The organism is Paenibacillus sp. JT31N7 (assembly GCF_059692095.1).
Genome location: NZ_JCAUAT010000001.1, coordinates 1,724,338 through 1,739,457, shown reverse-complemented (window position 1 = coordinate 1,739,457; position 15,120 = coordinate 1,724,338). Strand labels below are relative to the sequence as shown.

Below are 15,120 nucleotides of genomic sequence, written 5' to 3'. Positions count from 1 at the left end.
GTCGAATAAAGGTGAAGAAGCGAGATTTTAACTAACTGTACTCAGAGCATAAATATCGAAAACCCGATGCATCTGCGCTCAGCCACAGCCGGCGATTTCCCGTACAACTCCTTCCAATAGACAAGGAAGGGAATGAGATCACCTTTTTATCGGTGTTCATTCCTTCGAATCCTCCCCGCACCAATTCCTTCCGTACAGGCACAATTAGGCATCTGCCCTCATACAATGAGAAGACAGCAGCCGTTAATCATGGTTGGTACGGGAATTGGAGCAGGAGGTGTCCTCTTTGCCAGGATTGTTTAGCGCCATTGCCTTTTTCATCAAAGAACTGACACTGCTGGTATCGTATGTCAAAAACAACGCGTTCCCGCAGCCCCTCACCGAGGCGGAAGAAAGCAAGTATCTGCAAAAAATGGCGGAAGGCGATGCCCACGTCCGCAATTTGTTAATCGAACATAATCTTCGGCTTGTTGCACATATCGTCAACACGTTATGAACATGAACTGGTGTCAGGAAAAGGCTCGATTTGTGTGCAGTAGGAGGTTTGTGAGGTGAGGGTGAACAAGCCTTAGCCGACTGCAAGCCAATCAGAGAAAAAGGTTAGCTTATCAGCTTCTGGCCTTTGAATGCTGTATGTTATACTACAGATAAAATTGATTTTAGTAAGGTAAGTTCACCGCAACAATCACCCATTCAAACTGATCTTAGGCGGAAGGGCTGTGATTGAACAAAGCCAGACGGAGCATAGACTTGGCAAAGCCATGGGACTCGGAAATGCTAAAATCTTTTTCTCCGAGGGTTTTTGATAATGAATTGTATCATTCTATGGTCTGTCTCCAGTTGATAGAAACAAATTATTTAAGAAATAAGGATGGAAGGTGTCACTTATGACGACGAATCATATTCAAGATTTGTAAAAGCTGATTAAGCCCAGGTGAACGGGCCAAGATTGATGCCAAAGCAAATGATACCGATATTGTTTAACAAGCGTATAACCGTCAAATTGTTAAAGAATACATAACTGGTGTAATTGAACCCATCGAAAACCGAGGGGTTCCGCATGAGTAAAGCTGCTGCCATAATGGTTGTGTTTGCTGGAAATAATGGTAGCGACAAAAAGCACCATCTGGAATTTGATCGTGGACAAGCTTCGCATTAGCGATAATTTTAACCTCGATTCTCGGAAAATAGAGCGACCAAGAAGGCGGCAGAGCCGATTGAATTCATGACCTTGTCGATCAGGAGAGGAATTGGCAAAGTCATTAGCGCAAAAAATTATGTAGGTGTCATTGCGATGAACGATGGTACGCAAATTGAGATTCTACCCAAATTGTATACACGGATGCTGCACATAAGGAACGTTTCTATGTTGAATATGACGTATATAGTGTCAATCGACCGGAGAATCGGCTGATCAAGACTACCATTGAGCTGTTGATGAAGATAAGCGGAAGCAAGGATAATCAGAGGGATTTATACACGTTATTGGCTGCGTTTGACAGCGTTGAGACATCGGGGCATCTGGAACAGGACTGGGCATGTATTTCGACGGATCGCATGATGAAGGACTATAAGACAATTTGGACTGGTGCCGGTTATTCCTGTCAGGTCAAAGCTTTACTCCGTTCAAAGGCGATAGTTATGCTTATGCACTACTGTTTCCGATGGAGAAGGTATATGAACAATACTTGGCTGGCATTCTAAAAAAAGTTTTTTTAAATCCTCTTTTACAGATAAAGACCCAGGATCGAACATACAGATTGTTTCATAATCCAGCAAGGTTTCAATTACAACCGGATATCGTTGTCCATGGGCCAGCCGGGGTTATCGTTCTGGATACCAAGTGGAAGAGGCTCACAAATACCCCGGACTACGGTATTTCGCAGGCTGATATGTATCAAGCCTATGCTTACGGCAAGTTAGGATCGCATTTTTGGATCTGAGTCTTGGAAAAGCATACGTGGATGAATTATCCACTGAATTGATGAATATTGTGCTTGGTAATGATTAGATTTATGTCAAGTTAGGATAATCTGCTGTATAATTAGACATGAATTTACATGAAGAGGAGACAACTATGATTACAGGTGAATTACGACAAAAGGTAGACCGGATCTGGGAAACATTCTGGACTGGTGGTATTACGAATCCATTAAGCGTTATCGAACAATTCACATATTTGCTATTCATTAAAGGGTTGGATGAAACAGAGACTCGCAAGGAAAATGAATCCGAGATGTTATCCGTCCCTTTTATCCGCTTATTTCCAAATGATAAGCAGTACTTGCGTTGGAGTCAATTTAAGGATTTGGATCCGCAACGCATGTTTGAGGTTGTATCCACTGAAGTATTTCCCTTTATTAAATCACTTCATGGAGATAAGGATTCGGCCTATGCCAAATATATGGGCGATGCCATCTTCATGATTCCGACTCCGAATATGCTGGTACGCATTGTCGAGGGGATCGATACGATTGATATGAAGGATCGGGATACGAAGGGAGATTTGTACGAATATCTGTTGTCCAAGGTCGCAACAGCAGGGACGAACGGACAGTTCCGAACACCCCGGCATATTATCGACATGATGGTCGCTTTGATGAAGCCGACGCCAGAGGATATCATTTGCGACCCTGCTGCAGGTTCGGCAGGTTTTTTGGTCTCTTCAGGGGAGTACTTGCGTAAAGAGCATGCAGACCTATTTCTCGTTCAGGGACTTAGAGAGCATTTCAATAATGACATGTTCCATGGCTTCGATATGGACCGCACGATGCTGCGCATCGGTGCTATGAACATGCTGTTGCATGGCGTGGACAATCCGAATATTGAGTACCGTGATTCGCTGAATGAAAACAATACAGACAAGGACCAATATACGGTAATCTTAGCCAATCCGCCATTCAAAGGTTCGTTGGATGCGGATGCAGTATCAGCAGACCTGCTGCGCGTGACTCGCACAAAGAAAACGGAGCTGCTGTTTCTGGCTCTCTTCCTTCGTATGCTAAAAGTTGGCGGTCGTTGTGCTTCCATTGTACCGGATGGGGTTCTGTTCGGAAACAGTACAGCTCACAAAGCGATTCGTAAGGAAATCGTTGAGAATCATAAGCTAGAAGCAATTATTTCGATGCCAAGCGGCGTATTCAAGCCGTATGCCGGCGTATCCACCGCTATTATGATCTTTACCAAGACAGGTGCAGGTGGAACGGATCAGGTGTGGTTCTATGATATGAAGGCGGACGGATTATCTCTGGATGATAAGCGTAACTCGATTGAGTCCAATGATATTCCCGATATTATTGAGCGCTTCGGCAAGCTGGAAGCTGAGAAAGCGCGTAAACGCACCGAGCAATCCTTCTTTGTCCCTGTAGAAGAGATTCGCAGCAATGCCTATGATTTAAGCATTAATCGCTACAAGGAAATGGTCTATGAGGAAGTCCAGTATGAGGATCCGAAGGTAATTCTCGCTTCGATTAAGCAGCTTGAGGCGGAGATTGTGGAGGGGCTTGCTGAATTGGAGGCGCTGTTGGGGTGAGGAAGCAAAGGATTGGAGATTTATTTACGATCTCGAAAGGAAAAAAGTATGAAGGAACTGTAGTAGCTGGAGTCAATGAGAGGGTTAGGTATATTCAGATAGACGATTTGCGAAATGATAATAATATAAAAATGGTAAAAAAAACTGACTCTGGTGTTTATGTTAACTCAGATAACGTATTGATCGCATGGGATGGCGCCAATGCAGGTACGATTGGTTATAACCTTACTGGAATCATAGGCAGTACGTTAGCGGTGTTAAGGCCAAAAAATAACGATAATCATATTCCATACATTGCAATGTTTCTTCAGTCTAAAAGTTCTTATCTAAGAGAAAATTGTACTGGAGCAACGATACCTCATATTCAGAAAAAAGTATTAGAAGAAATTGAAGTTCCATTGCCATCATTCGACGAACAGAAGCAACTTGCAACTATCCTAGACAAAGCCCAAGTCTTAATCGACAAACGGAAACAAGCCATAACCAGACTTGATGAATTGGTGCAAGCGGTGTTTTTGGATATGTTCGGTGATCCAGTTACGAATTCGTTCAATTATGAAGTTGTGCCTATGGATTCGCTACTAGATTTTCTTACAAGTGGTTCGAGGGGATGGTCACAATACTTTTCTAGTGCTGGAGAGCTTTTTATTACTATAAAGAATGTGAAGAACGGGAAGTTGTGGTTGGATGATGTGACATATGTAAAAGCCCCAAATACTAAAGAAGCAGAGCGAACAAAAGTAAAGTATAAAGATTTGTTGCTTTCAATAACTGCTGACCTTGGTCGAACTGCTGTTGTAGATGAGTACACAGCTGAAAAGGGGGCGTATATAAACCAACATTTATCAATATTAAGACTTAACCTAAAATGTAACCCTTACTATGTGGCTCATTATCTTGAAAGCACGGGGGGGAAGATACAATTTTCCACATTGGATCAAGTTGGTGTTAAGTCTGGGTTAAACTTTAATGCTATAAAATCTCTGAAGATTAAACTACCACCAATTGATGAGCAGAATAGATTTGAAGGAGTCTTAATAAAGATACAAGCAGAAAAAGAAAAGCAAATAAAATCCTTACAACAACTAGAATCCAACTTCCAAGCGCTTCTTCAAAAAGCCTTCAAGGGTGAGCTCACATTACAAGAAGGGTAGTGAATGCGATGATTGATGTTCAGCTATCGAACTTTGGATTTCTAAATAAGTTTGAAACATACAATAGCTTTGCGGGCGCTTGTATGGAGGCAGAGAAAGCGCTGGTCGTCAGTCCGGCGACCAGCGCGATCCTCAGTCGACGTGCGCTCGAGCTTGCGGTCAAATGGCTGTTTACCTACGACAGCGACTTGAAGGTCCCTTATCAAGATAATTTGTCAAGCTTGATCCATGATGTATCGTTTCTCCGCGTCATTGATCAGTCCATGCTGCCACAATTGAAATATATTACGAAGCTGGGTAATGTAGCAGTGCATTCAAATGCCACAATCAGTCGTGGAGAAGCGATCTTATCCATTCGCAACCTTCATAACTTCATAAGTTGGATCGATTATTGCTACTCTATCGAGTATACGGCCAGAAGCTTTGATGAACAAATTCTGTTGGAAGAGAATAAGCAACAGGAGAAGATTAGACCTCAAGAACTGCAAGATTTATACGACCGCTTGGGTTCGAAAGATCGAAAATTGGAGGATTTGGTCAAGGAGAATGAAGAACTGCGAAAGCTACTGACCGAGCGTAAAGCACACAATCTTCAGGCATATGACTTTGTACCGGATGAAATCAGCGAATATGAGACCCGCAAGCGTTACATTGAGCTAGAGTTGAAGCTGGCTGGCTGGATATTTCAGATGAATGTACTAGAAGAAGTAAAAGTTGAGGGAATGCCGAACAGGCAAGGAATCGGCTATGTGGATTACGTCCTATTTGGAGAGAATGGGAAGCCGCTTGCGGTGGTGGAGGCGAAACGTGCCAGCACAGATCCGAATGTGGGGAAGCAGCAGGCAAAGCTGTATGCGGATTGTTTGGAACAACAATACGGACAGAGACCTGTGATCTATTATACGAACGGTTTTGTGACGAACTTCTGGGACGATCTTCACTATGCTAGTCGGCTGGTATCTGGATTCGCCAGTCAGGATGAGCTACAGTTGCTCATGAACCGCCGCTCAATCCGTAAACCGTTGCAAGAAGTACAAATCAACAATTCTATTGTGAATCGTCCTTATCAACAGGAAGCGATTTTGTCGGTGTGCGACGCGTTAAACAAAGGACAGCGGACCGCATTGCTCGTTATGGCAACAGGCAGCGGCAAGACACGAACGGCGAGTGCGCTTGTTGACGTGTTAAGTCGACATCATTGGGTGAAAAATGTGCTGTTTCTTGCGGATCGTACAACACTGGTTCTTCAAGCGAAAAACAGCTTCAGTCAATACTTGCCCGATACTACACTGTGCAATCTGTTGGACAGCAAGGACAATCCAGAGACGGCAAGGATCGTATTCTCTACTTACCCAACGATGATGAATGCCATCGACGAGACCAAGCGGAAGAACGGCAAAAAGCTGTTTACGGTTGGTCATTTTGACTTGATCATTATCGACGAATCGCATCGAAGTGTGTATAAGAAATATAAGGCGATATTCGATTATTTTGATGCAATCCTTCTTGGTTTGACGGCAACGCCCAAGGACGAGGTCGATAAGAATACATACGATGTGTTCCAACTGGAAAATGGAGTTCCAACGTTTGCCTATGAACTGGAGCAAGCCGTTAAAGAAGGACATTTGGTGGATTATCGGACGGTGGAAACGACGACCAAAATGTTGGATGAAGGTATACGATATGACGACCTGACCGAAGAGGAGAAGGAGCAGTACGATGAAGTGCTGCTCACAGAGGAAGAAGAGGAACCACGAGATATTGATAGTACAGCAATCAATGAGTGGCTGTTTAATCAAGATACGATTGACCGGGTGATGCAATTTGTGATGGTTCGGGGGCTGAAGGTAGAAGGCGGAGACAAGCTGGGCAAGACCATTATTTTTGCCAAAAACCATCGACATGCTGTTGCGATCGTGGAGCGTTTCGATAGCCTGTATCCGGCACTCAAGGGACATTTTGCACGCGTGATTGATATAAAGACCCAATATTATCAATCCCTAATTGATGATTTCTCGATATGGAGCAAGCTTCCGCAAATCGCCGTCTCTGTGGATATGCTGGATACGGGGGTAGATATACCGGAGGTTGTGAATCTGGTGTTCTTTAAGAAGGTTCGCTCGAAGTCGAAGTTTTGGCAGATGGTGGGCCGTGGGACGCGGCTGTGCAAAGATTTGCACGGGATCGGAGAGGATAAGAAGGAATTTTTGATCTTCGATTTCTGTCGCAACTTTGAATACTTCCGGGCCAATCCAAAAGGAATGGAGGGTGCCCTTGCTGAGACGTTATCGGAGAAATTGTTCAATGTTCGTACTCAGCTTGTACGAGAGCTTCAGCAACTAAGATATCAGGAAGCGACGTATATTACTCACCGCACGGAATTGGTGAAAGGGTTAGTGGATAGGGTGAAGGCGCTTAACGAAGAGCATTTTCGCATCAGGCAACATATCCAATATGTCCACAAATATAAAAATGACGCTGCATGGCACTCTTTAACCGATACCGATATGGGGGATTTGCGGGCTTATATTGCTCCTCTTGTTGTTTCAGTAGATCAAGATGAATTAGCAAAGAGATTTGACTACATGATGCTCATTATCGAACTCGCTAAACTTCAGGGAACACAATCGGTGAGGCCGATTCGCAAAGTGATTAGGACTGCGGAGAAGCTCACTAAACTAGGAACCGTTCCTCAAATAGTCGCTCAGCGAAGTGTCATCGAGCAGGTTATGACGGCTGAATTCTGGGAAGAAGCGGATATCTTCGAGATGGAACAAGTCAGGGATGCGCTGCGAGATCTGATTAAGTTCCTGGAACGAGAAACACAGCAAATTTATTATACAAACTTTAAAGATGAATGGCTTGCTATAGAGGAGAGCCGCGGTTTCTATAACACCAATGACCTGCAAAATTACCGTAAAAAGGTTAGCCAATATTTGCAGGACAACAAGAATCAACTGGCGATCTATAAATTACGCAACAACAAGCCGATCACGAAACAAGATTTGCAGACACTTGAGCAGATTCTGTGGGCAGAGCTTGGTACGAAGGCGGACTATGAGCGGGAATATAAAGATTTACCCATTACGAAACTTGTACGAACGGTTGTGGGACTCGATCATGAAGCAGCGAATGATGCATTCATGGTATTTTTGCAAGAAAATCGATTAAATATTGACCAACTTCGGTTTGTAAAACTTATTATTAATTATGTCGTCAAAAACGGCATTATGGAGAAATCAGTTCTTCAAGAGGAGCCGTTCCGTTCGGTTGGCAGCATCACAGAATTGTTCAGTAGTAATATGGACGACGCACGAGCGATTATCGGTGTTATCGATATGATTAATAAAAATGCGGAGTTTGTTGGAGCGTAGGTAGATTTAACTTTGTTTTAAAAATTGGTGAAAAAGCATGGAGAAAAGAGTTTGGAGTTGAAGAAGTGTCGGCTTTCGCCTTCGAGTGCGGATTTCTGATAGATATTGTAATTGACAGGCCGTTAAGCCGAATGCGAAAGCTAATCAAAAATGGTTCGTGTTTTAAAAGGGCTTCTTCCGCTTTCCTTTATGCGGAAAGGCTGAAGCTTTTTGCAAGAGTCTTGGTTAGTGCAAGTTTGTTTTAAGCACATGACAGGACAATCCTCACTTCGAATTCGCTCCACGGTTTGCTCCGGGGATTACATAATCTGTAGATGGGTCAACTCGAAACTTTCTTTCTTGTAGAAAGTGATGCTTGAGACCCACTTTGAAGAGATATATTTGTACTGTTTGATAAGACTGTGTCGAAGTTAACTTTAAAATATTTCCATTTTTATTCTTATATATCTTTAATTCCAATAACTGCTGCGCCTTTATATAATAAACTGGTCAAAAAAGAAGGTTATGAATTGAGAATTCATAAAATTATTATATGGAATAAATACAAAATATTTAACCCTGAACAAGTTTTCTTGTTCGGAAACGAATATATACAGGGGATTGTGGGGGTAAATGGAAGTGGAAAATCAATCCTACTTGAATTGATTTCTAACATTTTTATTGAGGCTGTAAATCAAATAACACAAGAAAATTATAAAAGCAAGATTGAGTTTGAAGCTACATACTCTTTGGTTAAAGATCATATGTTCAATAGCGTCCTTTATAATATAGGAGGAGACTGGAAAAATGTAGATAGGATAAATATCAAGATTTCTAATCGGGATAATAAGTTTGGAATGTGGATTTTGAATGATAGTGAAGAATTTAAAATTGAAAACTTAAACCTTTATTTTGTTTTTTTTCCTCGGAGAATCATTGTATATTCTTCCGGACACAATGAGAATATTAGCAATGAAATTTATAATTATAAATTGTATTCATTCATGGAAAAAGATAATCAAGCCGTGAAAAGAAATAATTCGGGAGAAGTAATAAACAAAGGTGTTTTAGAGAGATATAATGAGATGTTTTATTATTTTGATGATAAAATTAGTAAATTATCGGTTCTGGCAGCATTTCTTTATAAGTCAATAGATCAAGATTTAATAAAACAATTTATTGAGCAAGTGTACGTGAAATCATTTAAACTAAGGTTTGATGAATTTGATGTTTATGGTGATAAAATCTATTTTGATGAAAAAGTAACATATTTGTTAAAAGGACTCAATGATATTCAGAATAAAAAACACACAAATGAAAACGGATTCGAATATTATCAATATTTATTGGAAGATAATTCGACTAAAGAAAAAAGTGCTTTATTAGCCGTTTTTGAAGGTTTTCACAGGTTGTATGAGTATAATGTATATAAGATTAAGAAAAGAACTAGAAACAAGATAGTTCATAGTTCTGAAGAAAATAAAAGCTCATTAATTGATTGGAATATTGCAAATAATAAGGTATTTGAATTATTAGAAATTATATTAAAAACTAATAGTGGTAATGAATTTGATTTAAGAGCATTCTCTGATGGTGAGTACCAGATATTGCAGATTATTAGTATTATGAATATTTTTAGTGGGAGCAATAACTTGTTTTTATTGGATGAGCCGGAGACACATTTTAATCCAAGTTGGAAATCGTTATTTGTCTCTTATCTCACAAAAATAACTGATACAAATTCATTCGTTATTTTTACTTCACATAACCCTGAAGTCATTACAGATTTAAGAAAAGAAAATGTAATTAGTATGAAAAGAGGGGTTCAAAATGGTCTATTAATTGAGACTTTTGGCGCTAATCCCAATATAATAAGTGCTAATTTATTTGATAAGAAAAACACTGTATCTGAATTAGCTAATCAGAAAGTTAGAGAGTTTAGAAATAAGATTAACCAATTATATGAAAACAAGGACTTAGTGAGTCTAGAGTGTCTTCAGAAGGAAATTGAAAGTGAACTAGGAGATTCTTCAGAACGCTTGATGCTATTACTTGAGATTCAAAAGAGGATGAAATGAATGTGGTATTTTTATAGACAGTTTAATAATGAAGAAATGAATAAAGTCATAACTCAAGTCAATGACTTATTTCGTAAAATTTTTGCTAAAGATGAAATTGTTTTTCCGGATTGGATGGAATCCATTATTCTAAAAGAGCATTTTGCAAATTTTAAAAACCATTTTGAATTAAGTTTGGATGAAGAAAAAACTAAAGTAGTTGAATCATTTAATGTGAATATCCAAATTGAAAGAGTTTGCAAAAATGAGATTAGTCCAATATCTTATGAAGAGTTATTGAAAAATGCAACAATAGAGTTTAAAAATTGTATAAAAAGCATAAGGTTAATTCAAGAGTATCTTTATGATAATTTATTAAAGCTTAAGTACTTTAATGACATGGGAGTGACATTAAAAAATTATTATGAAAGTTTTTATGAGGAAGCGATCGAATATGTTTGTCCATTTTGCGGACTTGATAATATGTTGACTTCCAAAGATTTATATAGAGAAGCATTCGATCACTATCTTCCGAAGTCAAAATATCCATATGTTTCATTCTTAAGAGAAAATCTATTCCCTATTTGTAATACGTGTAATTCAGTGTATAAAAATGATAAAAATCCTCATGAATACGGAAAAACTTTCTATCCCTTTACATCAGAAATCAATGATTGCAAGTTATCATTCGATATAGTTTCTGGAATAATTGAAAATGCAGAAATATGTAGTGATTGTTTTCAAGAAGAGATAGAAACTTGGAATGGTTTATTTGATATTAAGAATAGGATTAATCATTTTGCCGATGCTAACTTGAATGGTTGGGTATCAAATATTACAGAAGCAATGAAGAATTACGGTGTTGATTTTGAGCACGCTATAAATGCAGAAATAAAGGCATGTAAGCCTAAAATGCAGGATCATAAGTTTGTTAAAAAAGCTGTTTTAGAAGCTCTACAGGCAATAGAAGAGGATGCGCTTCTCCAACTGTGCTAGACAAAATATTTGCTCATATCGCAGCACTGCAGCCAACATGCTTCTTGATATTACGATTATAATGTTACCGAATCTTTAATCGCTTCTGTTCCCAACAAAAGCCTTGATGAGTGGCCGACCTCTGGTCCAAATCTTTTTCAGCTGGACAGTTGATTGATACTCTTCCACAAGCCATGGCTTTCCGGTATCGATTGCCCTTTATGGTGCTTAATGATAACAGAGGACTAGACTGTTTTTTAAATAATTGTTCATGCATATGAAACTCGGGTTCTTTTTGTTATCGGATTACTCGGTAGATTTCGATGGAGGACTTAACATACGGCATTCCAGCCCATCCAAAGTGATGTCCTTGGTGAGCGAATACCTCATTTCGATCGGAACGATCGGCCTCATTAAAGCGATCGAGAGCTTTCTCTGACTAAAGGGACCAATTTGGTGACTTTTGCGGCGAGAAGTATAGAGAACGAGATTCTCATGCATTTACGGATGCGATCCCCCTTAGATTCCGAACAACTCCCCGCCAACAGTCAAGGTAGGAATGAATTCACCTTTTTATCGCTGTTCATTCCCTCGAATCCTCCCCCGCATCAAATCCGCCCGTACAGGCACAATTAGGCATCTGCCCTCATACAATGATAAGACCGCAGCCGTTAATCCATGGTTGGTACGGGAATTGGAGCAGGAGGTGTCCTCTTTGCCAGGATTGTTTAGCGCCATTGCTTTTTTCATCAAAGAACTGACACTGCTGGTATCGTATGTCAAAAACAACGCGTTCCCGCAGCCCCTCACCGAGGCGGAAGAGAGCAAGTATCTGCAAAAAATGGCGGAAGGCGATGCCCACGCCCGCAATTTGCTCATCGAACATAATCTTCGGCTTGTTGCACATATCGTCAAGAAGTTTGACAACACCGGCGAGGATCTGGAAGACCTCATTTCGATCGGAACGATCGGCCTCATTAAAGCGATCGAAAGCTTTTCCCCGACCAAAGGGACCAAGCTGGCGACTTTCGCGGCGAGATGTATAGAAAATGAAATCCTGATGCACCTTCGTTCTCTGAAAAAGACACGAAAAGACGTTTCTCTACACGATCCGATAGGAACAGATAAAGAGGGCAACGAAATCACATTGATCGATATCCTGGGCACAGAAGCGGATGATGTCGTCGATAAGGTGCAGCTTAAGATCGAGAAAAGCAAGATTTACCGCAACCTTGATATTTTGGACGAACGCGAAAAAGAAGTGGTGGTCGGACGTTTCGGGCTGGAGCATGGCGGGGAAGAGCGGACACAGCGGGAAATCGCGAAGGAACTGGGGATTTCACGGAGCTATGTTTCACGCATCGAGAAGCGTGCGCTAATGAAGCTGTATCACGAGTTTTACAAAGCGAAGCGATGAGATGGACTTATCCGCAAAGAATTAACCCCTCTTGATGGAGGGTTTTTTTTATTTTAAACCTGTAATACATGTAGCACATATTGTGCTATATAAGAGAAAAGAGTATGGGAGGTGTTTTTGATTGACGACAGTTTGAAAGTTCCGTTAAGTACTTTTATAACAACTATCTTGCTTCAGAAGAAACAGCTACCGGTGACAAGTCGGAGAACGTTCCTAAATCATCTGACTACATAAGATCATCAACGAGCCCGCGCTTCCTACCCTACCGTGAAAGACCTTGGATAAGGTCTTTTTTTCTTTAGCATTTTCGACAAAATAACCCCATATTCAATGGGTGCAAAATATGCTTGAATGAACGGGGAAGCAAATTTCAGGAAAAGAGCGGATCGGAATATGGAACCTTTTGTCAGAGAGTTAAAAGTCAACAACGAAAAAGAGTTTTATGAGGGCGATTATGAGCGAACAGGGATATCGGGATTTGGCGGTTGGTTGATTATGTTTTCGCTCGGGTTAATCATCACTTTTATCTACGCCGTTTATAGCTTGGTCGATTATGTATGGCCCATGTATGAGTCAGGAGAAGCTGCCGCTTATTTCAGCGACTATCCGGCTGTGGGCGCGGCTGTTTTGGTGGAGACGCTCTCCCATCTGTTTTATGCGGTATTCCCGCTCGTTCTCGGCTACTTATGCTACAAACGCAAGCGGCTTTTTAAAACGATGTCCATCGCTTACTTGCTGCTGAGCCTGGCGCTTTCCGCAATTTCTTACCTTGCTTATTCATTCGTCTCCGAATTGGCTCCCGATTTTGTGGATGGGGCCCTCAAAGATTTGATAAGAAGCGGGATCACCTGTCTGATTTGGACTTTGTATTTTGTGAAATCAGAGCGTGTGAGAAATACGTATATCGCTTGACGTTTAAAGAGATTAACCAAGGATTTGCCCGGCCTAAACGATGGCCCTTGACAATTGTTGTCAGGGGTTTTACTTCGTTCTTGAATCGCGGCAATTTTCTGTATACATAAGTAATCCTACATCCCCCCAACCATTCCATAAAATTCGGATCATAAACAGGAGGAAAATGGCATTTATAGTAGAAAAGTATAAGTGATCCAATTTCTTGTTTTTATTTTAAAACGAGATTCAAGACGGGAGGCATGAGCAGTGTCAGGTTCACTCAAGCTTTTATCGTGGAACATTGAAAAATTCGGGGAGGACAAGATGAACGACGTGTCGTTCGTCGAGTACGTCGCCCGGGTCATTCAAATGACCGAATCGGATGTCGTCGGAATCATGGAGCTGGTCGGCTGGCTCGGCAACGAAATCAAGGACACGCTCGTCACCTGCCTCAACAACTTGGAGAAGAAAAAGAACGGCGGCAAGGGCAGCGGCATCACTTGGACCGGAGAAGCGAGTGAAATGACGCCGGCGCGGCCCAATGAACAGTATGTTTTTCTATGGAAAAGCGGGCTGTTCAGCAGACAGGCAAGCCTGTTATGGAATGTTGTAGGAGAGACCATGTTCGACACGTATTTCAAAACCTACAAAGTGAGCAAAAGCGATCAGGAGTTGTTTTGGAAAAGCCTGTTCAAGAACGGATGGCTCGATGCGGCCTTTATGATTCCTTACAAAAAGTTCCAGATAATGCTGAAAGATTACAAACAACTGGATTTGACGAACAAAGCCCCCGCGATCACCCTGACCAATGCCCAGAAAAAGGACATCGTCGATCTGCTCCTGGCCGAAACGCCGGAAGCGTTCCCGCTTCGCGGTTCCCGCCCGCCTTTCGTGCTGCGCGCCCTGACGAGCGGAACGAATGTCGACCTCACCCTCGTTCTTTACCACGCGCCCGGACCCGGAGACAGCCTGCCGATTATCGCCAGCAACCAATTGAATCCGACCGTCGAGAACGCGGCTGTCGGCGTCATTATGGGCGATTTTAACGTAAACGCGACGGACGCGGCCAAACAATGGGCGCTCAATTATTTTGACATGAGCCTCGGCAGGCTCCAGTATGTGCGCGATGCCAAGAACGCCTATATCAACGCACACCCTTTTCAGCGCATCACCGGCCCCGATTTCCCCAATCCTGCCAGCAATCCGGCCTTGTCAACCGTACTCAATTACGGAAAAAGGCTGTGGAGCAGCAAAACGAGTCTCACTTCAATCCTTGTGAATCCCTCCACCACCGTTGCAAGTCCCACGAATATCGAAAGTGTGCTGTCCAGCGAGTACGATAAATTTTTCGTGAAAGCCCCCAAAGCCGATCCTTCGGCGGCCTTTGTCGTCAACCTGATGGACGTGATGATCCCCAAAAGCGTACAAATCGGCGTTCAGCAGGATGGCACTCCCATTATGGATACCCGCTCCACCACGACGGCTTCCTACTCCCCGGAACTGGGAAGTCTGGCCCAAACGATCTACAACAACTGGTGGGACCGGCAAAACGCGAAGAAGCGCAAATCGAAAGCGGCTACCGATATGCTCAATGCCGCGCCTAAGCTGGCGGGACCGCCGTCTTCCTTGTTTGAAGCCCATTATGTGTACCATCATGCCATTAGCGACCATTTGCCGATCCGGATGGAGATTCAATATGTGTAAGGCTCGGAGGAAACGAAGCTTGGGCTCCGGAGTA

The 15,120-nt window shown here is 41.9% G+C and carries 8 protein-coding genes and 3 pseudogenes; all 11 read left to right on the top strand.

Annotation, left to right across the window (positions count from 1 at the left end):
• Positions 1-286: 286 nt before the first annotated feature.
• Positions 287-484: pseudogene (locus AC58P5_RS07835) on the top strand (RNA polymerase subunit sigma-70); the annotation flags it as partial.
• 845 nt (positions 485-1,329) lie between these two features.
• Positions 1,330-1,943: pseudogene (locus AC58P5_RS07830) on the top strand (McrC family protein).
• Between the two features lie 134 nt (positions 1,944-2,077).
• Positions 2,078-3,532, top strand: a complete 1,455-nt coding sequence (locus AC58P5_RS07825) for a type I restriction-modification system subunit M (RefSeq protein ID WP_497385584.1) — start codon at positions 2,078-2,080, stop codon at positions 3,530-3,532.
• Complete coding sequence (locus tag AC58P5_RS07820; RefSeq protein ID WP_497385582.1) at positions 3,529-4,686, top strand: restriction endonuclease subunit S; 1,158 nt, start codon at positions 3,529-3,531, stop codon at positions 4,684-4,686. The genes AC58P5_RS07825 and AC58P5_RS07820 overlap by 4 nt, the downstream gene beginning before the upstream one ends.
• 8 nt (positions 4,687-4,694) lie before the next feature.
• Positions 4,695-8,060: a DEAD/DEAH box helicase family protein gene (locus AC58P5_RS07815; RefSeq protein WP_497385581.1), complete on the top strand. Its 3,366-nt coding sequence runs from the start codon at positions 4,695-4,697 to the stop codon at positions 8,058-8,060.
• 509 nt (positions 8,061-8,569) lie between these two features.
• Positions 8,570-10,117: an AAA family ATPase gene (locus tag AC58P5_RS07810; protein WP_497385580.1), complete on the top strand. Its 1,548-nt coding sequence runs from the start codon at positions 8,570-8,572 to the stop codon at positions 10,115-10,117.
• Positions 10,118-11,092: a hypothetical protein gene (locus AC58P5_RS07805; RefSeq protein WP_497385579.1), complete on the top strand. Its 975-nt coding sequence runs from the start codon at positions 10,118-10,120 to the stop codon at positions 11,090-11,092.
• Positions 11,093-11,450: 358 nt separating this feature from the next.
• Positions 11,451-11,578: pseudogene (locus tag AC58P5_RS07800) on the top strand (sigma factor); the annotation flags it as partial.
• 208 nt (positions 11,579-11,786) lie between these two features.
• Complete coding sequence (sigK, locus tag AC58P5_RS07795) at positions 11,787-12,488, top strand: RNA polymerase sporulation sigma factor SigK (RefSeq protein WP_009673339.1); 702 nt, start codon at positions 11,787-11,789, stop codon at positions 12,486-12,488.
• A 393-nt stretch (positions 12,489-12,881) separates the two neighbouring features.
• Positions 12,882-13,400 carry a DUF2569 domain-containing protein gene (locus tag AC58P5_RS07790; protein ID WP_497385577.1) on the top strand — a complete coding sequence of 173 codons (519 nt, stop codon included), beginning with the start codon at positions 12,882-12,884 and terminating at the stop codon, positions 13,398-13,400.
• A gap of 249 nt (positions 13,401-13,649) precedes the next feature.
• A complete protein-coding gene (locus tag AC58P5_RS07785) occupies positions 13,650-15,086 on the top strand; it encodes a hypothetical protein (RefSeq protein ID WP_497385575.1) in 1,437 nt (478 codons plus the stop codon).
• Positions 15,087-15,120 lie beyond the last annotated feature (34 nt).

Coding starts and splice junctions, on each gene's coding strand:
- AC58P5_RS07825 (WP_497385584.1), top strand. CDS start 2,078: ATGATTACAGGTGAATTACGACAAAAGGTAGACCGGATCTGGGAAACA.
- AC58P5_RS07790 (WP_497385577.1), top strand. CDS start 12,882: ATGGAACCTTTTGTCAGAGAGTTAAAAGTCAACAACGAAAAAGAGTTT.
- AC58P5_RS07805 (WP_497385579.1), top strand. CDS start 10,118: ATGTGGTATTTTTATAGACAGTTTAATAATGAAGAAATGAATAAAGTC.
- AC58P5_RS07815 (WP_497385581.1), top strand. CDS start 4,695: ATGATTGATGTTCAGCTATCGAACTTTGGATTTCTAAATAAGTTTGAA.